Raw genomic sequence first — 21,537 nt, 5'->3', positions numbered from 1 at the left:
GTGACGGTCGGTGCGCGGGGCGGCGGGGGTCAGTCGGCCAGCGTCATCGTCAGGTGGATGCGGTCGGTGCCACCGGCGTTGTACGCGGAGTGGTGGCGCAGGGTGTTGAGGATGTGGACCCGGCCGTCGGTCGGCACGTGGTAGGTGTGGCCGCTGCGGAACAGCAGGCGGCTGTCCTCGTTGGTCGTGAGCGCCACGTGCGCGACGCGCGAGTGGTCGGTGTGCATGTGGTAGATCTCGCCCGGGTGCAGGGTGACCAGGCGCATCCGGCCGGGGCGGAACGGCAGACTCTTGTAGAGCTCGTGGAAGTAGGTGTCCTTCAGCTCCTCGTTGAAGAACGCGAAATCGCCCTCCTCGAAGTTCTTGAGGCCGGTCCGCTGGTCGAACTGGCCGTTGCCCGCGTCGCGCCACGGGTCCTCGGCGCCGGCGCGGTGGGTCAGACCCAGGCGGCGCAGGCGGTCCTCCGGCTTGCCGGACGGGGCGTCGGGGAGGAGGTCGAGGTACTGCTGGTAGGCCTTCTGGAGCTCGTCGTGGTCGAGCGTGAGCCCGGGGACGATCTCGACGAGCTCGGGGTCGATGACGCTGAGGGTCGGGGTGGCCATGGTGATCTCCTGAAAGGTGCAGAAAGGGGAAGAAGGAATGACGAAGGAAGGGGAGAAGAAGAAGGGGCAGCGGGCGTCCGGCGCGGACGGTTCAGACGACCGGGCCCTCGTAGGTCCGGGCCTGCGGAGCGGTCCGTACGGCCCAGGCGACGAGCGGGCGGGCGGCCCAGCCGACGGCGAGGAACACGACCGCCAGCAGCAGCCAGCCCGGGCGCCCCAGGCCGAAGGCCAGGGTGCCGAGCACGGCGGGGGCGAGCGCCTCCGCGAGGCCGCCGCCGAGACCGAACACGCCGGAGTACTGGCCCTGGGCGTGCGGGGCGGCGAGCCCGAAGGAGTACTCCATCGCGGCGGCCGCGTGCCACAGCTCACCGAGCGTGTAGACGGCGGTGGCCGCCAGCAGGAGCGCGGCGGAGGCCCAGGCGGGCAGATCGCCGGCCGCCATCATCAGGACCAGCCCGGCGGCGACCGCGCCGCCCGCCCAGCGCATCCGGGTGCCGGCCGACGCCGGGTCGCTGACGTTCTTGCTGACCGCGACCTGGAGGGTGATGACCAGGACGGTGTTGAGGACGAGCACCCCGGAGACCATCCAGCGGGGGGCCTCGGTGTGCTCGACGATCCACAGCGGGAGCAGGAAGGTCGGCACCGCGAAGTGCAGGGACATGAGGGAGTTGAGCAAGGTGGCCGCGAGGTACGGCCGGTCCCGCAGGGCCTCCCAGCGGCCGCTGAGCGGCGGCGCCTCCACGGGGGCGAGCCGGGGCAGCCACAGGAGCGCGAGGGCGCAGCCCACGAAGGCGAGGGCCCGGCCGGTGACCAGGCTCAGGTAGGCCGGCGCGGTGTCGAGCTGGATGGCCACCCCCGCGGCCAGCGCCCCGAGCGAGATGCCCAGGTTGGTCCCGGCCCGAAGATAGGCGCGGAAGCCGGCCGGGTCCTCGCCGCCGAAGCCCCGTACCAGCGGCGCCCGGCTGGACTTGTCGGCCGCGAACACCACCCCGGTCAGAACCGAGATGAGCAGGAAGGACCAGAAGGCGTCGACCAGCAGGAAGCAGCCCATGAAGACCGCGCCCGAGAGCATCACGGCGATCTGTGTCTCCCGGGCGCCCCAGCGGTCCGCGATCCGGCCGCCGAAGACACCGGCCACCAGGCCGACCATCGCTCCGGCGAAGAGCCCGAACGCCACCTGGGACATGGGGAGGTGGACGACGCGGGTGAAGTACAGGGCGCTGGACGACATGAACATCCCGCTGCCGAACGCGTTGACGAAGGTCGCCCCGGCCAGGGTCCGGCGGGGACCGGGCTCCGGCAGGAGCCGCGCGAGCGGCCCCCGCCGGGGCGCCGCCCCGTCGGCCTGCGGGCCCCGGGCGGGTGCGGTCACGGCCACAGCGGGTCCCGGAAGTCCGCCTCGGGCCGCAGCTCGCGGCCCCAGGCGCGGATCTCGCGGCCGGTGACGCCCTGCGGGGCGATCACCAGGCGCTCGTCGAACCAGGCACCCACCTCGGCGAACCGGGCGTGCAGCTGCTCCTCGTCCTGCGCCGACACGAGCACCTGTCCCACGCGGTGGTTGGTGTTGTCGATGTCGCCGAGGAAGCGCTCGCCGGCCGGGAACTCCACCCGGGCGAACTCCACACCCGGCAGGGCGCGCAGCTCGGCGGGGGAGGGGCAGGAGAACATGATGCCGGCCCGGCCCTTGAGGTAGCTGGTGCCGAAGATCCCGGGACGGCGCTCGACCGCGGTCGAGGGGGTCCGGCCGAGCGCGCCCAGCAGCGCCGCCTCGCCCAGGTGGATGCCGAACTTGGCCTGGATCTGCTCGTGGATCAGCCCGCCGCCGCGGCGTGCCGCGCACTCGCTGAAGGTCAGCCGCCCGGTCCCGGGATCGTGGAAGAGCTCCATGTGGAAGACGCCGTCGCGCAGGCCGAGGGCCTCAAGGGCCCGCCGTACCACCGGTTCGCCCCGGTCGTAGGCCCAGGTGTCGTCCTTGGGGTCGAAGTGCCACATCGAGAGCGGGGTCTGCTCGTCGATCATGGTCAGGCAGGGCGCCCCGTAGCGGCCGACGGCCAGGAAGAGCAGCTCGCCGTCGTACACGAAGCCGTCCGCGATCCACTCCTCGCCGCCGACGTACTCCTCCAGGACGAAGGTGCGCTGCGCCGTGCGGTCCGCGCGGTAGCGGCGGCTGAGGGCGCGCAGCCCCTCCGCGCTGTCGACGACCGCGGTGCGGGCGGTCGCCGCGCCGGCGACCGGCTTGAGCACCGCCTTGTCGTACTCCCAGGCGACGCCCGAGACGTCGTGGACGTCGTCGATGACGGTCACCCGGGCGGTCGGTATGCCGGCCGCCGCCACCTTGCGCTTCTGGAGCGACTTGTCGCGGAAGTGCACGGCGGTGACCGGGTCGATGGCGCGGCAGCCGAGCTGGGCCGCGAGCACGCCGGCGGTGACCAGCGCCCATTCGTCGGAGGTGTGGACGGCGTCGAAGCGGTGCTCGCCCAGTCCGGCCCGGTGCAGGGCCATCAGGATGGCCTCGGGGCTCTTGTGGTCGTCGACGAGGAGGACGGTGAGCTCCTCGGGGACCTCGGCGAGTCCGTGGTCGTACCCGGCGGCGCCCCGTACGACCACCGTGTCGATGCCGCCGCGTACGCAGGCCTGCATGACGTACTTGTCGGTGCCCAGCAGCAGCACGCTGGGGCGCCGCGCGTCCTCGGCGATCGTGTAGACCTCGTCCTTCAGGGTCTGGATGGTGCGCCGGTCGGCCCGGATCCGCTCCATGTCGTCCGCCGTCAGAAAGATCCGCAGCGGGCTGGTGAGCAGGTCCGCAGTGGGGCTGATGCGCTTGCCGGGGCCGAGTTTGACCCCGACGAGGTGGACGCTGGGCAGGGCCTCGATCCGCTCGACCGCCTCCCGGTCCACGGACTCGACCAGGCCGCTCCGCTCGGTGCGGGTGCTGTGGACGGCGGCCGCGGCGCGGGGGGAGTAGACCTGGCCGGCGTACCGCTGGGTGAACTCCCCCGGGCATGCGTAGGCCAGGGCGGTCAGGTCGGCCTGGTTGGCGCCCAGGCACACGTCGTGGAAGCCCGGGTTCATATTGCCGTTGAGGCGGGCGCCGATCTCGACCAGGGCCGGGCCCTGCGGGGTCATGATGACCTCGGCGTGGGCGGGGCCGTGCTCGATGCCGAGGGCCTGGAGCACCGTGTCGACGTACGCGATCAGCTCGGGGACCGGGTGGGCGTCGGGGGCGAGCAGGACGTCGAGGTCGTAGATGTTCTTGCCGCTGGGCAGGATCTCCTTCTCGTACTCCCACACCCCGCAGACGTACCGCTGTCCGGCGACGCTGACGGTGTCGACGATGTACTCGGTGCCCTCCAGGAAGGACTGCACGAGCGCCTCGGAGTTGCGCCGGTCGAAGATGTCGGTCGAGTCCAGCACCGCGCGGGCGGCCGCGAGGACCTCGGCCGCGGTGTGGCAGCGGTAGACGTGGTCGGTGGAGGCCGAGCTCAGCGGCTTGACGATCACCGGGTACGTGCCCGCCCGCTCGGCCCAGTCGGCGAGGGCCTGCGGGTCACCGCTCTTGTACTGGTCCGCGCAGCGCACTCCGCCGCGGCGCAGGGCCTCGATCATCTCGTACTTGTCGCGCCGGGCGGCGGAGAGCGCCGTCCCGTTGGTGGCCAGGCCCAGGGCCTCGCTGAGCGCGTCGGCGAGCGGGACACCGGGCTCCTGGCCCGCCAGGACGGCCACCGGGCCCAGTGCCCGCAGCGCCTCGACGGTCCTCTCGAAGGCGGCGGCGTCCGGGCAGGAGAACTGCTGCCGGTAGGCGCCGGAATCCGGCTGGAGCATGGTCGACATCGGTTCGGCGGAGCTGTACACGTGCACCACGTCGACGCCGAGCCGGGCGAAGGCCGGGGGCAGGAAGGTCCCGGTCGAGTATCCGTCGACGATCACTGCGGTCTTGACCGGGTGGGCCGGAGGCGAGTCGGAAGCCATCGGGTCCTTCACTCTCTGGAGCGGTGTGCGAGGTATGAGGGGCGGCCGGCGAGCCGGCCGGGGATGCCGGCGCGCTCGGGGGCGGGGTCAGGGGCGCGGTTACGGGCGCGGGGACGGCCAGCCGATGTCGCCGCGGGCGACGTTCGACGACACCACGGCGGCGGGCCAGCCGATGTCGCCGGCGACGACGTTGCTCTTCGGCGGCGACGGCCAGCCGATGTCGGCGAGGGAGTTTCCGGCCGCTCCCGTGACGGCGAGCAGGGCGACGAAGGCGATGGCGCCCGCGGCGACGCGAACCCGGATGGCACGGATGAAGGAACGCAAAACGACTCCTTGGCAGAGGAAAAGTAGGAGGTCCGCGGCGTGGTCGTGACTGCCGCGATGACGATGAAGCTAGTGCAGGTACCCACGCCTTGGCAAGATGTTGCCAAGTGATTGGCAATTCAGGTACTGGCCGGATTCTGATGTCCGCGGTTTCCCCTGTCCGCCCATTGGGCAAGAATTTGCCCGGCCGTCCCGTTACGGGCTAGCCTCGCCTTGTCTGCAGCGGAACCCCTCCCGCCGCATGGAGAGCGACGGGACCACCCGCCCCGCCCGCGGCCCCCCCCAAGTCCCCTGTCCGTCCGATCCCTGGGGTTGATCACGTGTTGGAACAGCCGTTGTTCGGCCGCCGGCTCAAGCAGCTCCGGACCGAGCGGGGGCTCTCGCAGGCCGCCCTGGCCGGCGAGGGCATGTCCACCGGTTACCTGTCGAGGCTGGAGTCCGGCGCCCGGCAGCCCACGGCCCGTGCCGTGGAGCACTTGTCCGCGCAACTCGGAGTCGACGCCTCGGCGTTCGCCGAGGCCGTCACGGACTCGCTGACGCGGTCCCTGGCCATAGCGGCCTCGGCCGACTCCGACGAGAACCTGGTGGAGGTCCAGCGCGCGCTCGACGCGGGCGGCGGACAGGATCCGCTGCTGCGCTGGCAGGCCCTGTGGATGGTCGCCCAGTGGCGCCGCCGCCGGGGTGAGCACAAGCAGGAGGGGGAGGCGCTGGAGGAGCTGGTCCGGCTCGGCGACGAACTCGGCCTGCCCGAACTGCGCTCCCGCAGCCTGACCCAGCTGGCGCGCTGCCTGCGCGCGTGCGGCGAGATCCCCCGGGCCGCCGAGGCCGCCTCGGAGGCCCACCGGCTGGCCCGCGAACACCGGCTCCCGGTCGCCGACGTGGCCGCCAGCCTGCTCGCGCTGGTCTCCGTCGAGTCCGAGGCGGGCCGCCTCTCGGAGGCCCGCGCCCACGCGGACGAGCTGACCGCCCTCACCGAGGGCCGCACCGACACCCTGTGGGCCGAGGCGCTGTGGACGGCCGCCGCCGTCCGGGTCCGGCAGGGCGATCTCACCAGCGCCCAGAAGCTCCTGGACCGGGCCCTGGCCGGGTTCGGCAGCGCCGAGAACCTGTCGCTGTGGACGCGATTGAGGGTCGCGGCCGCCCGGCTGCACCTGCAGAAGGCCCCGCCGGAACTCGACGTCGCCGAGAGCTACGTCGAACAGGCCGAGACGAGCCTCGCCTTCGTGGGCATCCCGGCGCTGGGACAGGAGGTGAACGCCCTCAAGGCAGAGATCGCCTTCGAGGGCGGGCGGTTCGCCGACGCCCGCACCCTGCTGGACCGGGTGCGCGGCGCCGACCCGAACATGACGTACCGCAACCGGGTCCGGCTGGACATCCTGGACAGCCGGCTGCTGATCATCGAGGGCGACGAGGAGGAGGGGCTGGAGCGGATGCGGCGCCTCGCCGAACAGGCCCAGGCGGCCTCCAACATCGACCTCGCCGCGGACATCTGGCGGCTGCTGGCCGAGACCCTCGCCCGGTCGCGCGGAACCTCCCGGTCCTGACGGCTGCGGCGCGCACCGCGCACCGCGCAGCCGAAGGGGGTGTCGTACGGGCCCCGCCCGTACGACACCCCCTTCGCGTATGCCGCGTACCGCCTCAGCCGAGCCGCCGCCCGGCGGCCAGGCCCGCGCCCGCCAGCGCCAGGAAGCCGCCGCAGCCGAGGACCATCCCGCCCCAGCCGTGGGCCGCGTACAGCGCCGTGCCGGTGAACGACCCCGCCGCGCCGCCCGCGAAACTGGCCAGCATGAACAGCGTGTTGAGCCGCGCCCGGATCCCCTCGTCCAGCCGGAAGATGCGCACCTGATTGGCGATCTGCCAGCAGCTGCCGCCGTAGACCAGCAGGTTGGAGCCGACGACCAGGGCGGCCGTCGAGCGGTCGCCGAAGAGGCCGAGGACCAGGAAGGCGGCGCACACGCAGGCGAACGCCACCAGGTTGACGTGGCGGGGGCCGCGCCGGTCGCTGAGCCGGCCCGCCGAGTACGACAGCAGCGCCGCCGGCAGGCTGAACAGGCCGAACAGACCCGCCCAGGCGACCCCCTTGTCGAAGGGCGGACCGGCGAGGTGGAAGGCGAGCGTGGCCCAGAACGCGCTGAACGCCGCGAAGACCGTCGCCCCGAGGAACGCCGACAGCCGCAGCTCCGGATGGGCCGTCACCAGCCGCGGCAGTGAGGCGATCAGCCGCCGGTAGGGCACCGCGCCGCCGGCCGCCCGCTCGGGCAGCAGCCTCGGCAGGAAGAACACCAGCGAGCCGGTGAGCGCCGCCGCCGCGAAGTAGGCGGTGCGCCAGTCGCCGCTGAGGCCCACGACCGCCCCGGAGAGCGTGCGCGAGAGCGTCGAGCCCAGGGTCAGCCCGATGCCGATCATGCCGAGGGCGCGGCCGCTGTGGCCCGGGCCCGCCATCGAGGCCGCCGTCGGCATGATCACCTGCGGCAGCACGGTGGTGGTGGACAGGGCCACCGTCGCGGCCGTCAGCGTGGCCAGCCCGGGGGAGAGGGCCGCCGCCAGCAGCCCGGCCGTGGTCAGCAGGAGCAGCACCGTGGTCAGCCGGCGCAGCCGGGCCCCGTCCGCGAGCGGGACGACCAGGCCGATGCCCAGTGCGTACCCGACCTGGGCGGCGGTGGCCACCAGGCCCGCGGCCGATCCCGAGATGCCGAGACCGGTGGCGATGGCGTCCAACAGCGGCTGCGGGAAGTAGATGTTCGCGACGGTGAGGGCGCCCGCGGTCGCGAGCGCCACCGCGGTGCCGCGGCTCAGGCCCGGTCGGGATGGTGTGTCGAGTGCTGTGACGGTCATGGCCGTCCCTCCGCGTACGGGATCAGTGGATGGTGCCGGAACGATATTGCCAGCTAGGCAACCCGTGTGGCAATCTCTTGCCAATCCCTGGAAACAACCCCGGCCCAACCGGTTGTGTGGGTCTTCTGAGCACAAGGTGGAGAACATGAGGAGCGCTCAAAAGCGCCCGGTGGCGGTGCTGGTGGACGCGTACACCAGCGGCAACCACTTGCCCCCGGCGTTTGCCAAGCTGGATGTCGACGTCGTGCACGTGCAGAGCACGCCCGAGCTGATGACCTCGATGCGGCTGCCCGATCTCACCGCATACCGGGCAGCGGTCCCGTACGGCACCCCGGCCGAAACCGCCGACCGGCTAAGGGAGTTCGACCCGGTCTGCGTGGTCGCCGGCCAGGAGCCCGGAGTGGAGCTCGCCGACGAACTGTCCGAGCTGCTGGGCCTGCCGACCAACGGCACGGCGCTCTCCCGCGCCCGCCGCGACAAGTACGAGATGATCGAGACCCTGCGCCGGGCCGGAGTCCGCTGCGCCGACCAGCTCAAGAGCGGCAGCGCCGAGGAGCTCGTCGACTGGGCCGAGCGGCGCGGCGAGTACCCGGTGGTCGTCAAGCCGCTGTCCTCCGCCGCCACCGACGGGGTGGCCGTCTGCCGCGGTCCCGAAGAGGTGCGCAAGGCCGCCGAAGCCGTCCTGGGCACCGTCAACATCTTCGGCGAGCGCAACGACGAGGTCCTCGTCCAGTCCTTCCTCCAGGGCGAGGAGTACATGGTCGACTTCGTCTCGTACGCGGGGCAGCGCGGCTCGTGCGGCATCTGGCAGTACCACAAGCGCCTCGACGGCACCCACCGGATCTACGACCGCGACTCCATCACCACGCCCGGGTCGAGCCCCGAGCCGGAGATCACCGCCTACATGCACGAGGTGCTCGACGCCCTCGGCATCCAGTACGGACCGACCCACGCCGAGGTCATCGTCACCCCGCAGGGGCCGGCCCTGGTCGAGATCGGCGCCCGCCTCTCCGGCGGCGTCCTGCCCGACTTCCACGACCTCTGCGTGGGCGTCAACCAGGCCGACCTCACCGCCCTCGCCTACGCCCGGCCGCAGGAGTTCCTCGACCGGTACGCCGGCCGCCCCTACCGCAAACTGACCGAGGCCAGCCAGATCTTCGCCGCGACCACCCTCGACGGCGTCGTCGACAGCCTCGACCAGGACGTCCTCGCGCAGATCCAGGCGCTGGAATCCGTCCACCTGGCGATCCCCAAGCTCGCCCCGGGCAGCCGCATCCGCCCCACGGTCGACCTCTACACCGCCACCCTCGTGGTGTGGACCCGCCACGACTCGACCGAGGTCCTCGAACGGGACTACGCCCGCATCCAGGAGCTCGCGGAGCGCGTGTACCTCCTGCGCGAGGACGCGAAGGCGGCCGCATGAACACCGCATCCGAAGCCCCCGGGCTGCTGCTGATCGGCGGCGGCGGGGCGATGACCCTCAGCGTCGACGTCGCCGTACGGGCACTGGAGCAGGCACGCTCCCGGGGACTGGGCACCCACGTGACCAACCTCGCCGACACCCTCGCCGCGACCCCCGAGGTCACGGCCGCCGCCGACGGCGCCACCGCCGTCGACTTCACCCGCCCCGGCGAGACCGCCGACTGGGCCGCCGCCCGCGCCGCATCCGGCGACACCCCCGCCGTCGTGTTCGGCGTACGGGAGATGGCCCAGGTCGCCGTCGCCGAGACCGCGGAGCGGCTGGGCCTGCCCGGCAACCCGCCCGCCGCGGTCCGCCGGATCCGCACCAAGGACGCCTGCCGCGAGGCCCTCGCCGCCGCCGGATTCCGCCAGCCCGCCGTGCGCCTGTGCCACGGCGAGGCCGACGCCCTCGCCTTCCTCGCCGCGACGCCCGGGCCCTGGGTGGTCAAGCCGCGCGACGGCGCGGACAGCGCCGGAGTGCGCAAGGTCACCGGCCCCGCCGACCTGCGGGCCGCGCTCGACCGGCTGCCCGACCCCGAAGCCCCGTTCCTCGTCGAGGAGTTCGTCCAGGGCGAGGAGTTCAGCGTCGAGGGGATCTTCCTCGGCGGCGCCCCCCGCGTCCTCGCCGTCACGGCGAAGGAGAAGCTGGCGCCCCCGTACTTCGTCGAGATCGGCCACGTACTGCCCGCCGCCCTCCCCCAGGACACGCGCCGGGCGATCGAGGACACGGTCCGCGCCGCGCTCACCGCCCTCGACCTGCGCTTCGGACTGTTCCACGTCGAACTGTGGCTGACCGCCGAGGGAATCGTGCTCGGCGAGGTGCACGCCCGCATCGGCGGCGGCTGGATCCACCGGATGCTGCCGCACGCCCGAGCAGGCCTGGAGCCGTACGGGGCCGTCTACGACGACGCGCTCGGCCGGAGCGTGGAGCTGCCGGCCCTCACCCGGGCCGCGGCGACCCGCTACTTCGCCCCGCCCGCCGGCCGGGTCACCGCCGTCGAGGGCTGGGCGGAGGTGGCCGCGCACCCGGCCGTACTGCACGCCGAACTCCGCCTCGCGCCCGGCGACACCGTCTCCGGCTTCCGCAGCGGAGGGGACCGGGTGGGCGCCGTGGTCGTCGGGGCGGACACCCCCGAGGAGGCCCGGGAACTCGCCCGCGCACTCGTCGACTCCGTCCGGATCACCGTCGAACCGCCCGCACCGGCGCCCGAGGTGGCCGTCACCGTGGAGCCGAGGCGGCTGACCAGCTCCTTCCAGATCTCCCACATGACCATCGAGACGGTAGACATCGTCCGCCTGCGGCTGCTGTCCGCCGACGGCGGCGAGGGCGAGGGCGGGGACGATGGCGAGGGCGAGATCGCCGCCGACCTCGGCTACGGACAGGACGGCCGGGCCATCGCCGCCGAGGCCGAGGCACTGGCCCGCACCCTGGCCGGCGAGTGCACCGCGACCGGCGACCCGGTGGAGCCGATCCGCACCCGCCTGGCGAAGGCGGCGGCCGACGGGGTCAGCGCGCCCGCCCGGATGCTCGTCGAGATGGCGTTCCTGGACCGCGCCGCCCGCCGGTCCGGGGTACCGGTGTGGCAGCTCCTCGGACTGCCCGAGCCCGGCCGCATCCGGCTCCTGCACACCGTGCCCATCGGCGAGGAGATCCCCCGCGACGGCCGGCCGCTCAAGATCAAGCTCGGCGGACCCGACGACGAGGCGGTACTGCGCTCCCTGCTCGGGGTCGACGCCCCGCTGATCCTCGACGCCAACCGCGGTTGGGACCGGGCCGACTGGGAGCGGCTGCGCCCCCTGGTGAGCGAACTCGCCCCGACGGTCCTGGAGGACCCGGTCCGCGATCCCGCGCTGCTCCCCGAGATCCGCGCCGCGCTGCCCGCGACCGCCGTCCTCCTCGACGAGGGCATCGCCACCCCGGCCGACGCCGAGTTCGCCGTCCGCGTGGCCGGCGGCCTCAACGTCAAGCCGATGCGCTTCGGCGGACTGCTGCCCGCCCTCACCGCGCTGACCGCCGCGACCGGGCAGGGCGCCGCCCGCATGCTGGGCTGCTTCCTGGAGCCGCCGCGCGCCATCGCGTACGCCGCGCAGCTCGCGGGGCTGTGCGACTGGTCCGACCTGGACGGGCACTTCTGGGTGAGCGACGACCCGGCCGTGGCGGAGTACGGGCTCGACAGCAGCGCCCCGGGCATCCCCCGGATCGCGTACGGACAGGGCGGCGCGGCATGACCGCCGCAAGGCAGCCGCTCCCGTACGGAAGCTGGCCCTCCCCGGTCGCCCCCGAGGACGCCGCCCGCGGTGACGCCCTGCTCGAATGGGTCGGCTTCCTCGGCGCCGACGTGTGCTGGACCGAGGTGCTCCCCGAACAGGACGGCCGCAGCGCGCTGATGCGCCGTACGCCCGGGGGAGTGCGGGAAGTGCTGGCGCCCGGCTGGGACGTGCGCACCAGGGTCATCGAGTACGGCGGCCGCCCGTGGCTGGCCCTGGGCGACCGGGCCGAGGACGGCATCGTCTTCACGCACGGCCCCGACCAGCGGGTCTACCGCTGGCAGCCGGGCGGCGACCCGGTGCCGCTCAGCCCCGCCGGGGCCTGGCCGGGCGAACTGCGCTACGCCGACTTCGCCGTCCGCGGCGCCGAGGTGTGGTGCATGCGCGAGACGGTCGGCGACGAACGGGCCGTGGAGGCCGTACGCCACCTGGTGGCGCTGCCGCTCGACGGCCGCGCCGCCACGGACCCCGGCGCCGTACGCGAACTGGCCGCCACCCACCACTTCATGACCGGCCCGCGCATCGAGCCGGGCGGGGACCGGGTGGCCTGGCTGGGCTGGGACCACCCCGACATGCCCTGGGACACCACCGACCTGATGGTCGCCGAGATCCGGGCCGACGCCACCCTCGCCCGGGCGCTGCCGCTCATGGGCGGCCGCGGGGAGTCGGTCACCCAGACCGAATGGGCCGCCGACGGATCCGGCACCCTCTACGCCGTCAGCGACCCCGACGGCTGGTGGAACGTCCACGCGATCCCCCCGGACGGCAGGCCCCGCAACCTCTGCCCGCGCCCGGAGGAGTTCGGCGAGGCGCTGTGGCGGATCGGCCTGCGCTGGTGCCTTCCCCTGCTGGACGGCCGGCTCGCCGTCGTCCACGGAGTGGGCGAGCGCAGGCTCGGCATCCTCACCGCCGACGGCACCCTGACGGACTTCGAGGGCCCGGCCACCGAATGGCACTTCGCCGCGACCGACGGCCGCCGCATCGCCGCGGTGGTCTCCTCGCCCGGACAGCGCCGCACCGTGGTGCTCGCCGACCCGGCCGACGGGAGCGTCGACACCGTCCGCGCCCCGTCCGGCGGCGCGCTCGACGCCTACGCCACGACCCCGTACCGGCGCACCTACCGGGGGCCCGACGGCGAGGACGTCCACGCGCACGTCCACCCGCCGTACCACCCCGGCTTCACCGGGCCCGACGGCGAACTGCCGCCCTGGCTGGTCTTCGTGCACGGCGGCCCCACCAGCCGCAGCCACCTGGTCCTCAACCAGGAGATCAGCTACTTCACCAGCCGCGGCATCGGAGTGCTCGACGTGCAGTACGGCGGCTCCACCGGCTACGGCCGCGCCTACCGGGAACGGCTGCGCCACAGCTGGGGGCTGACCGACGTCGACGACTGCGCCACCGCCATCCGGGGCCTGATCACCGAAGGGCTCGCCGATCCCGGACGGATCGCGATCCGCGGCGGCAGCGCCGGCGGCTGGACGGCCGTCGCCTCGCTCGTCGCCGAACCGGACCTCTACCGGGCGGCCGGGATCTACTACCCGGTGCTCGACCCGGTCAGCTGGCGCGCCAAGGGCGGCACCCACGACTTCGAGTCCCGTTACCTGGACGGCCTGATCGGGCCCTGGCCGGAGGCCGCCGACCGGTACGAGAAGCAGTCCCCGCTGTCCGGCGCCGAGTCCATCCGTACCCCCTTCGTACTGCTGCAAGGGCTCGACGACACCGTCTGCCCGCCCGCGCAGGCGCAGCGGCTGCTCCAGCGGATCGACCCGACCCGCGCCCCCCACCGCTATCTGACCTTCGAAGGCGAGGGCCACGGCTTCCGGCGTTCCGCCACCGTCGCCGACTCGCTGCGGGCCGAGCTGCGGCTCTACGGGCAGGCACTCGGCTTCTCACCCGCGCACTGAGCGCGCTCTCCACGAACGAACAGAGGCATCCGCATGTCCGCATTCGAACAGTTGAACTTCGACCGGCTCGCGCCAGGCGTCCGCAAGGAGCTCCGCGCCCTGCGCACCCTGGACAACCACCACGGTCCGCTCGCCATCCTCTTCGAGTACGCGCTGATCGCCGCCTCCGTGGCGCTGTGCGTCGGGGTCTCCTACTGGTTCTACCCGCTGGCCCTGCTCGTCATCGGCTCCGTCCAGCGTTTCCTCGCCCACTTCCTGCACGAGTCCAGCCACAAGGTCCTGGCCAAGAACAAGGCCCTCAACCTGTTCGGCGGCTCCGTCCTCGCGGGCTACCTCGTGTGGCACCTCTACGGCCCCTACCGCAGCTCCCACGTGGGCAACCACCACCGCAACCTCGGCGACGAGCAGAACGACCCCGACTACTCCTTCCACATCGAGTGCGGGCTCTACGACACCGAGCGCTCGGACCGGCACTTCTTCCTCAAGGAGGTCATCCTCTCCGCGCTCGGCCTGCGCACCTTCGCCTACCTCGGCTACATAGCCCGCGAGCGGGTCTTCTGCGACAGCTCCCAGATCACGGTCTCCGTGCCGGTCCCGCTGCGGACCGAGCGGATCGTCTTCCTCGGCCAGTGGGCCGCGATCTTCGGTGCCTGCGCCTGGCTCGGAGTCCTGCCCCAGCTGCTGCTGTTCTGGTTCGTGCCGCTGTTCACCACCAACGTGGCGATCGGCTGGCTGGCCGAACTCTCCGAGCACTACCCCATGCCGGAGAGCGAGAACAAGCAGGTCCTGCTCACCCGCAACCGCCACGGCATCTTCCTGGAACGGTTCCTGATCAGCCGTCACAACGACCGCTACCACCTCGTGCACCACATGAACGCGGGCATCCCGTTCTGGAACCTGGGCCGCGCCCACGAGGTCCTGCTCGCCGACCCCGGCTACGCGGCCTGGGACGGCCTGTGGGCCGGCGCCTTCACCCGTCCCCGCTCCCGCCGCGACAAGGAGACCGTGATCAGCTACGCGGCCAAGTACCGCGTCTGGCGGCAGGCCGGCGGCGACCCCGCCGCGGCCGGGCCCAGCTTCGCCCAGCTGATGATGCTCGCCGGCCGGGCCGGAACCCCCGTGGACCCCGCCTCCCTGGTTCCCGCCCCGGACACGCTCTCCTCCACCGACGCCTATACCTCCCCCACCTCCCGTACCGAAGAGAAGATCAAGGTGCTGTCATGACCTCCGCCATGTCCCAGCGCGCACTGCACCAGGCCGCAGGCCAGGGCCTGCGCATCCTGGCCGCCGACGAACGCTGCCGCGACGCCTTCACCACTCCCGGCTCCGTCCTCCAGGACGTGCTCTCGCCGGCCGCGCGGCGCTACGTACTGGCCCCCGGCCGCGAGGAGTTCCTCGGCCACCTCCGGACGCTTCGGGACAAGTCCTATCGGATCGCCGTGGAGTTCGTCGGCGAGGAGAACTCCGACCCCGCCGAGATCGAGCGGGTCGTCGACGAGTACCTCGCCGTCCTGGAGCACGAGCCGGTCCCCGGACAGCTCGGCTTCGACCTCTCGAACCTGGGCCTGACCGTGTCCCGCGAACTCGCGGTCAAGAACACCGCCCGGATCACCGACGCCGCCGCCGCCCGCGGCGCCGAGGTCGTCCTCAGCATGGAGCGCGCACCCGCCGTGGACGAGGTCCTCGGCGCCTACCGCGAACTCGCCGCCGACCACGCCAACCTCGGCGTCACCCTCCAGGCCTACCTGCACCGCACCGCGGCGGACCTCGACTCCCTCCCCCTGGAGGGCCGGAAGATCCGCCTGGTCAAGGGCGCCTTCAACGAGCCCACCGGGACCGCCCTGGGCCGGGGCCCCGCCCTCGACCAGCGCTACCTGGAGCTGGCCGGGGAACTCGTCGACCGCGGCGCCCGGCTGAGCCTGGCCACGCAGGACCCCGCGGTCCTCGCCGAGGCGGCGGAGCGCGGCCTGCTGGAGCGCGTCACCGAGATCGAGATGCTGCACGGGGTGCGCCCCGAGCTGCTGCGCACGTACCGCGAAGCCGGCCACGCCTGCCGCATCTACGCCACCTACGGCGAGAACTGGTGGCTGCACCTCCTGCACCGGCTGGCCGAGCACCCGCCGATGGTGCTGACCGCGCTCGCCGACATCGCCGAGCGCCACCACGACCGCGGCCACACCGTGGGCGCCGGCTACTGACCGCGCCGCAGCGCGCCCTTACCCGAACGAGCAGAGGCAGAGCAGTGGGAAACATGATTCACCTGAACACGGCCGGCGCCGGCCTGGTACCCGCGGAGGTCCGGCGGACCATGGCGGAGGTCCTCGACCGTGAAGCCGCACACGGCTGCTACGAGACCGAGGAGTACTACTCCCCGATCGTGGGCGACGAGGTCTACCGGCGGATCGCCCGCGTGCTCGACGCCCCTGCCCAGGACGTGGCGCTCTTCGACAGCGCCACCCGCGCCTGGTGCGCCGTGGTGCCCAGGCTGCGCCTCGGCCCCGCCGACCGGGTCTGGGTCACCCCGTACGAGTACGCCGGCAACCTCATCTCCCTGTTCAACCTGCGCGACCGCACCGGCTGCCGCATCGAGGTCGTCCCCACCCTCCCGGGCGGAGACCTCGACCTCGACTGGATGGCCGCGAACATCTCCGACGACGTGGCCCTGGTCTCGGTGACGCACATCCCGTCCGGCTGCGGCATCGTCAACCCCGTCGAGGAGATCGGCCGGCTGCTCGCCCCCTACCGCTGCTTCTACGCCGTCGACGCCTGCCAGTCCATCGGCCAGATCCCGGTGAGCGCCCGCCGCATCGGCTGCCAGCTGCTCACCGGCGCCGGCCGCAAGTTCCTGCGCGGCCCGCGCGGCACCGCCTTCGCGTACATCGCCCCGGAACTGCGCGCCGCCCTCGACACGGACTTCCACGATCTGCACGTGGCCCAGGTCGATTCGCCCACCGGCTACCGCGTCGACGACCACAGCGCCCGCTCCCTGGAGCTCGCCGAGCGCGGCACCGCCGCCACGGCCGGGTTCAACACCGCCCTCACCCTCTTCGAGGAAGGCACCCCGTTCGACCACAAGGAGGTGTTCCAGGCGCTGCGCGCCACCGTGGAGGCCACCCCGGGCACCGAGCTGATCGCCCCGGGCACCCGGCAGTCGGGCATCGTCTCGTTCCGCCACGACCGGGTCCCGGCCGAGGTGATCCGGGCCCGGCTCGCCGAGCAGCGCATCAACGTCTGGAAGATCGTCGGCCACCACACGCCGATCTTCATGGCGGAGCGCGGCGTGGAGACCGCCGTACGGGCCTCGGTCCACTACTACAACACCCTCGACGAGATCGAGGTGTTCGGGCGGGCCCTGCACGCGGCCGTCGGAGCCGGGGCATGAGCGGCCACCGCCCGCAGACCCTGCACACGGCGGTCGCCCTGCGGGCCGCCGAGCGCCCGGACGCCACCGCCGTCATCCACGGCGCACGCCGCGTCGGATACCGGGAACTGGACGCCGCCGCCGACGCCTGGGCCGCCGAGCTCGGCGCGCACTGCGTCGCCGAAGGCGACCTGGTGCCCGTACTGCTGCCCCGGGGCATCGAGCTGATCACCGCGGTCCTCGCGATCCTCAAGCTCGGCGCCGCCTACGCCCTCCTCGACCCCGCCTGGCCCGACCGGCGGATCCGGGAGGTGGCCGCCGAACTCGACGCGCCGCTGATCATCGGCGACAGCGCCGCCGGTGCCTGCGCCGGACTGCCGTCCTGGAACCCGCCCCCCGCCGGTCAAGTCCCGCGTCCGCCCGCCGGGTTCCGGCCCGCCGACACCGACCCCTCCGCCCCGGCCTGCGTGTTCTTCACCTCCGGGACCACCGGCCGGCCCAAGGGCGTGCTGACCCCCCACCGCGCCACCGCACGCCTGCTGCGCCCCGGCACCTTCGCCCGCTTCGGCACGGGCACGGTGATCCCGCTGGCCGCGGCCCTGCCCTGGGACGCGTTCTCCCTCGAACTGTGGGGCGCGCTGCTCGGCGGCGGCACCTCGCTCGTCGTCGACGAGCCGTACCTGTCGGGCCAGGCGATCCGCGAGGCGGTCACCGTGCACGGCGTCGACACCCTCTGGCTCACCAGCAGTCTGCTGAACATGACCGTGGACGAGGACCCGGACGCCTTCCGCGGACTGGCCCAGGTGATGACCGGAGGCGAACGGCTCTCCGTACCGCACGTGCGCGCCTTCCTGCGCCGGCACCCCTCGATCGCCCTGATCAACGGCTACGGACCGGTGGAGAGCACCGTGTTCGCCACCACGCACCGCATCACCGAGGCCGACTGCGAACTGCCCGGCGGGATCCCCGTCGGCCGCCCCGTCCCCGGCACCGCGGTCCACCTCGTCGACGGGGAGATCTGCGTCTCCGGCGACGGGCTGGCGCTGCGCTACCTCGGCGACGACCGGCTCACGGAGGAGAAGTTCCCCCACATCGTCCTCGCGGACGGCTCCGTGACCCGCGTCTATCGCACGGGGGACCTCGGCCGCCTCGACGAGGACGGCGTACTGCACTACCTGGGCCGGGCCGACCGGCAGGTGAAGATCCGCGGCCACCGGATCGAACCCGCCGAGGTCGAACGGCAGATCGAGGCGGTATTGCCCGGCGTGCGCGCCTGCCGCGTCGTGCCCCGCCGGGACGCCGCGGGCACCGCTGAGGCCCTGCTGGCCTTCTGCGTGCCCGCGCGACCGGGCGACACGCTGGCCGGCGCCGAGGAGGTGCTGCGCGGAGCGCTCGTGTCCTACCAGCGCCCCGAGGCGGTGATCACCCTCGCGGCCTTCCCGCTGACCGGCAACGGCAAGCTCGACGAACGGGCGCTGCTGGAGTCCGCCGGGGCAGCGGGCGCGCCGGCCCCGCCCCCGACGGCCCCGGCCGGTGCGCCCGGGCCGGCGGTGGACGAGCACCCGCTGGTGGCACTGGCCGCCGGCGTGTTCGCCGCGGTACTGGGCCTGCCCTCCGTACCCCCGCACGTCCCCTTCGCCGACCTCGGCGGGACCTCGCTGGCGGCCGGGCGGGTCTGCGCACGCCTGGCCGCCGAACTCGACCGGCCCGTACCCGTGTCGCGGCTGTACGCCCACCCGAGCGCCCGCGCGCTGGGCGAGTGGCTCGCCGCAGGCCCCGCCGAGGCCGCCGCGGCCCCCGCCGCAGCCGGATCCGACGTACCGCTCACGCCCATGCAGACCGGCTACCTCACCCAGCACCTCCTCCACCCCGAGGACCGGTCGGCCCACTGCCTGCTGCTCTTCGAGATCGACGGCGCACTGGACGAGGACGCCCTAGAATCGGCGATCGAGGCCGTGCACGAACGCCACGAGACACTGCGCACCGCCTATCTCGCCGACCCCCGACCGGTGGCCCGGCCCTGCGACTTCCCGGCTCCCGTCCTGGAAATCCTGGAGACGTGCCCCGACACCGGCACGGCCGTCGAGCTCCTGGGCGAGATCCTCGGCGACCCCCTCGAACTCACCGACGGGGAGGTGTGGCGCACCGCCCTGGTGCCGCTGGAGGGCGGCACCCGCCGGGTGTTCGGCTGCGTCGTGCACCACATCGCCTTCGACGGCTGGTCCGAATCGGTCCTCGGCGCCGACCTCGCGGCCGCCTACGACGCGGCCCGCCGGGCCACCGACCCCGCGCTCCCCGTCGCCCTGCCCGCCGCGCTCCCCGTCGCCGAGGCGGCCCGGCTGCGCGCCGAGCGGCTCGCCCAGACCGACCCGGACCGTCAGCTCGCCGCCCTCGCGGCCGAGTTGCGCGACGTACCCGAACTGCGCTGGCCCGCGGCCCCCGTACCGGGCCCCGCACCCGACGGCGCCACGGCCCGCGCCGAACTGCTCCTCGACGCGGACGCCGGCTCCCGCCTGGACGCGGCCGCCGCCCTCGCCGGTACGACCCGGTACGCCGTCCTGCTCGCGCTCTACGGCCGGCTGCTCGCCGGGGTCACCGGCGGGCGCGACTTCGCCGTCGGCGTGCCCGTGGCCCAGCGCGACGACACCAGGCTCCACGACGTCGTCGGCTGCCACATCGAGATGGCCTGCCTGCGGCTGCGCGGTCCGGTCCTCGACGGCGGCCCGGCCGCCGTCGCCGAGGCCGGGCGGATCCTCCGCGAGGCCTTCGGCGCCCAGGACGTGTCCTTCCACGCCCTCGTACGCCACCTCAACCCGCCGCGCACGGGCCGGCCCCCGCTCTTCCAGACGCTGCTCGTACTCCAGGACAACGCCCCGGCCGAGCTGCCTCTGGCAGGCCTGGGCACCAGGCTCCTGCGCCCGCCCTACCTGGACCTCCCGCTCGAAGTCCACACCGAGATCTGGCCCCGCCCCGACGGGCGGCTGCGGCTCGCGGTCAGCCACCGCACCGCCGCGGTGCCGCAGACCGTCGCCCGCGAACTCCTCAAGGGCCTCGCCGACCTCGTCCACACCCTGCCGCTGCCCGAAGGAGACCCCCGATGACCCTGCTCGCACCCGAGACCGTCAACCTCGTCGACCCCGAGCTCTACGCCACCGGCGACCCGTACCCCGTCTTCCGCTGGATGCGCGACAACGACCCGGTGCGCTGGCACGGCGCCACCGAGTACCCCGGCTTCTGGTCGGTGACCCGGTACGACGACATCCGCACCGTCTACGGTGACGCCCGCGTCTTCAGCTCCGCCCAGGGCATCCTGCTGCGGCCCCAGGGCCACGGCCAGGACCCCGGCGGCGGCCGCACCCTGGCCCTGACCGACCCGCCGCACCACAAGGCGCTGCGCACCCTCGTGGCCGACTGGTTCACCACCCGCTCGGTGCGGGCGCTGGAGGATGCGATGCGCGAGGCGGTCCGGGCGGTGCTGGCCCGCGCCGTCGCCCTCGGCGAGTGCGACTTCGTCACCGACATCGCGGCGCGGCTGCCGCTCTACGTCATCTGCCGGCTCATGGGAGTGCCCGAGCACGAGCAGGAGATGCTCTTCTCGCTCACCAGCCAGGCCTTCGGCGCGGGCGAGCCCGAGACCCGCAGCATCGCCCACCAGCAGATCATGGCCTACTTCGTGGAGCTCATGTACCGGCGGATGGACGAGCCCGCGGACGACCTCGTGAGCGCCCTGGTCAACGGCGAGGTCGACGGCGAAATGCTCACCGAGGAGGACATCCTCCTCAACTGCGACAACCTCCTCGTGGGCGGTACGGAGAACGTCCGCCTCGCGGTCGCCGGCGGTATGCAGACCTTCCTGGACCGCCCGGCCGACTGGGAACGCCTGCGCTCCGACCGGAGCCTGATGCCCACGGCGGTCGAGGAGGTCCTGCGCTGGACCTCGACCGCCACCCACATCATGCGGACCGTCACCGAACCCGTGATGCTGCGCGAGCGCCAGCTCGAACCGGGCGACCGCGTCGTGATGTGGACGCCTTCCGCCAACCGGGACGAGCGCTACTTCGAGAACCCGGACGCCTTCGACATCGCGCGCCGCCCCAACCGGCACCTCGCCCTGGGGGCCGGCGAGCACTTCTGCCTGGGCGCGATGATGACCCGTACGGAGATGCGGATCCTGTTCACGGAACTCCTGGACTCCGTGCACTCCATCGAACAGACCGGGCCCGCCGTACCGCTGCGCTCCATCGTCGTCAACGGACTGGAGAGCCTCCCGGTGAGGATCACCGCGAAGTGAGCCTCCTGACGATCCTGGCCCTCACACCCCCGCAGCCCCCGCAGCCCCCGGCGCCGCGCGGCGGTCCCGCCTTCCTGCGCCGCCTCGTCAGTCGAGGACCGCGGTGGCTTCGATCTCGACCAGGTGCTCGGGTACGTCCAGGGCCGCGACGCCCAGCAGCGAGGCCGGCGGTACGGGGGTGACGCCGAGCTTCGCGGTCGCCCGGTCGATCCCCTCCAGCAGGAGCGGCATCTTGTCCGGGGTCCAGTCGACGACGTACACGGTCAGCTTCGCCACGTCGTCGAACGAGCCGCCGGCCGCGGCCAGGGCGGTGGCGACGTTGAGGTAGGCCTGCTCGACCTGGGTGGCGAGGTCGTCCCCCTCCCAGGCGACCTGCCCGGCGATGAAGACGAGCTTCGAGCCGGACGCGACCGACACCTGCCGGTAGACGGGGATCTCGGGCAGTCCGGCGGGGTTCAGCAGGGTGATGGCCATGGTGCACAGCCTCCGTGTCGTGATCTCTTGTGGTTACTCAGGAACCGT

15 protein-coding genes are annotated in these 21,537 nt (G+C 73.3%); 9 read left to right on the top strand and 6 right to left on the bottom strand.

The window, feature by feature from the left end; all coding sequences use genetic code 11:
* Positions 1-29 precede the first annotated feature (29 nt).
* The 4 genes from OG509_RS40985 to OG509_RS40970 form a co-directional block, all read right to left on the bottom strand.
* Positions 30-602 (bottom strand): aspartyl/asparaginyl beta-hydroxylase domain-containing protein, encoded by a 573-nt coding sequence (locus OG509_RS40985; RefSeq protein ID WP_331742144.1) that lies wholly within the window; start codon positions 600-602, stop codon positions 30-32.
* Between the two features lie 91 nt (positions 603-693).
* Positions 694-1,974 (bottom strand): MFS transporter, encoded by a 1,281-nt coding sequence (locus tag OG509_RS40980; RefSeq protein ID WP_331742141.1) that lies wholly within the window; start codon positions 1,972-1,974, stop codon positions 694-696.
* The gene (locus tag OG509_RS40975) at positions 1,971-4,571 is read right to left on the bottom strand and encodes an ATP-grasp domain-containing protein (RefSeq protein ID WP_331742137.1); all 2,601 of its coding nucleotides are present in this window, start codon (positions 4,569-4,571) and stop codon (positions 1,971-1,973) included. Before OG509_RS40975 ends, OG509_RS40980 begins: the two co-directional genes overlap by 4 nt.
* 99 nt (positions 4,572-4,670) lie before the next feature.
* A complete protein-coding gene (locus tag OG509_RS40970; RefSeq protein ID WP_331742133.1) occupies positions 4,671-4,895 on the bottom strand; it encodes a hypothetical protein in 225 nt (74 codons plus the stop codon).
* Between the two features lie 320 nt (positions 4,896-5,215).
* Here OG509_RS40970 and OG509_RS40965 point away from each other — a divergent pair, with 320 nt between their 5' ends.
* Positions 5,216-6,439 (top strand): helix-turn-helix domain-containing protein, encoded by a 1,224-nt coding sequence (locus OG509_RS40965; protein ID WP_331742130.1) that lies wholly within the window; start codon positions 5,216-5,218, stop codon positions 6,437-6,439.
* 94 nt (positions 6,440-6,533) lie between these two features.
* Here the strand turns inward: OG509_RS40965 and OG509_RS40960 are convergent, their stop codons facing one another.
* Entirely contained in the window at positions 6,534-7,730 is a 1,197-nt protein-coding gene (locus OG509_RS40960; protein WP_331742127.1) for an MFS transporter, read from the bottom strand.
* A 145-nt stretch (positions 7,731-7,875) separates the two neighbouring features.
* On the opposite strand from OG509_RS40960, the gene OG509_RS40955 reads away from it, so the two are divergent.
* The 8 genes from OG509_RS40955 to OG509_RS40920 are packed head-to-tail and all read left to right on the top strand — an operon-like array spanning position 7,876 to position 21,015.
* On the top strand, positions 7,876-9,153 hold the full coding sequence (locus tag OG509_RS40955; RefSeq protein ID WP_331742124.1) for an ATP-grasp domain-containing protein: 1,278 nt from the start codon (positions 7,876-7,878) through the stop codon (positions 9,151-9,153).
* Positions 9,150-11,420: an ATP-grasp domain-containing protein gene (locus OG509_RS40950; RefSeq protein ID WP_331742121.1), complete on the top strand. Its 2,271-nt coding sequence runs from the start codon at positions 9,150-9,152 to the stop codon at positions 11,418-11,420. The genes OG509_RS40955 and OG509_RS40950 overlap by 4 nt, the downstream gene beginning before the upstream one ends.
* Positions 11,417-13,363, top strand: a complete 1,947-nt coding sequence (locus tag OG509_RS40945) for a prolyl oligopeptidase family serine peptidase (RefSeq protein WP_331742118.1) — start codon at positions 11,417-11,419, stop codon at positions 13,361-13,363. Before OG509_RS40950 ends, OG509_RS40945 begins: the two co-directional genes overlap by 4 nt.
* 33 nt (positions 13,364-13,396) lie before the next feature.
* A complete protein-coding gene (locus tag OG509_RS40940) occupies positions 13,397-14,587 on the top strand; it encodes a fatty acid desaturase family protein (protein WP_331742114.1) in 1,191 nt (396 codons plus the stop codon).
* Positions 14,584-15,561: a proline dehydrogenase family protein gene (locus OG509_RS40935; RefSeq protein ID WP_331742110.1), complete on the top strand. Its 978-nt coding sequence runs from the start codon at positions 14,584-14,586 to the stop codon at positions 15,559-15,561. Before OG509_RS40940 ends, OG509_RS40935 begins: the two co-directional genes overlap by 4 nt.
* Positions 15,562-15,614: 53 nt before the next feature.
* Positions 15,615-16,745, top strand: a complete 1,131-nt coding sequence (locus OG509_RS40930) for an aminotransferase class V-fold PLP-dependent enzyme (RefSeq protein WP_331742107.1) — start codon at positions 15,615-15,617, stop codon at positions 16,743-16,745.
* Complete coding sequence (locus OG509_RS40925) at positions 16,742-19,825, top strand: AMP-binding protein (protein ID WP_331742104.1); 3,084 nt, start codon at positions 16,742-16,744, stop codon at positions 19,823-19,825. Before OG509_RS40930 ends, OG509_RS40925 begins: the two co-directional genes overlap by 4 nt.
* The gene (locus OG509_RS40920) at positions 19,822-21,015 is read left to right on the top strand and encodes a cytochrome P450 (protein ID WP_331742101.1); all 1,194 of its coding nucleotides are present in this window, start codon (positions 19,822-19,824) and stop codon (positions 21,013-21,015) included. The genes OG509_RS40925 and OG509_RS40920 overlap by 4 nt, the downstream gene beginning before the upstream one ends.
* Before the next feature lie 87 nt (positions 21,016-21,102).
* On the opposite strand, the gene OG509_RS40915 is transcribed toward OG509_RS40920, so the two are convergent.
* Positions 21,103-21,489, bottom strand: a complete 387-nt coding sequence (locus OG509_RS40915) for a RidA family protein (protein ID WP_331742098.1) — start codon at positions 21,487-21,489, stop codon at positions 21,103-21,105.
* Positions 21,490-21,537: the final 48 nt, after the last annotated feature.

Origin of the sequence: Streptomyces sp. NBC_01006 (assembly GCF_045162725.1) — a bacterium.
In the GTDB taxonomy this organism is placed as follows: domain Bacteria; phylum Actinomycetota; class Actinomycetes; order Streptomycetales; family Streptomycetaceae; genus Streptomyces.
This window is presented reverse-complemented; position numbering and strand designations above follow the sequence as displayed.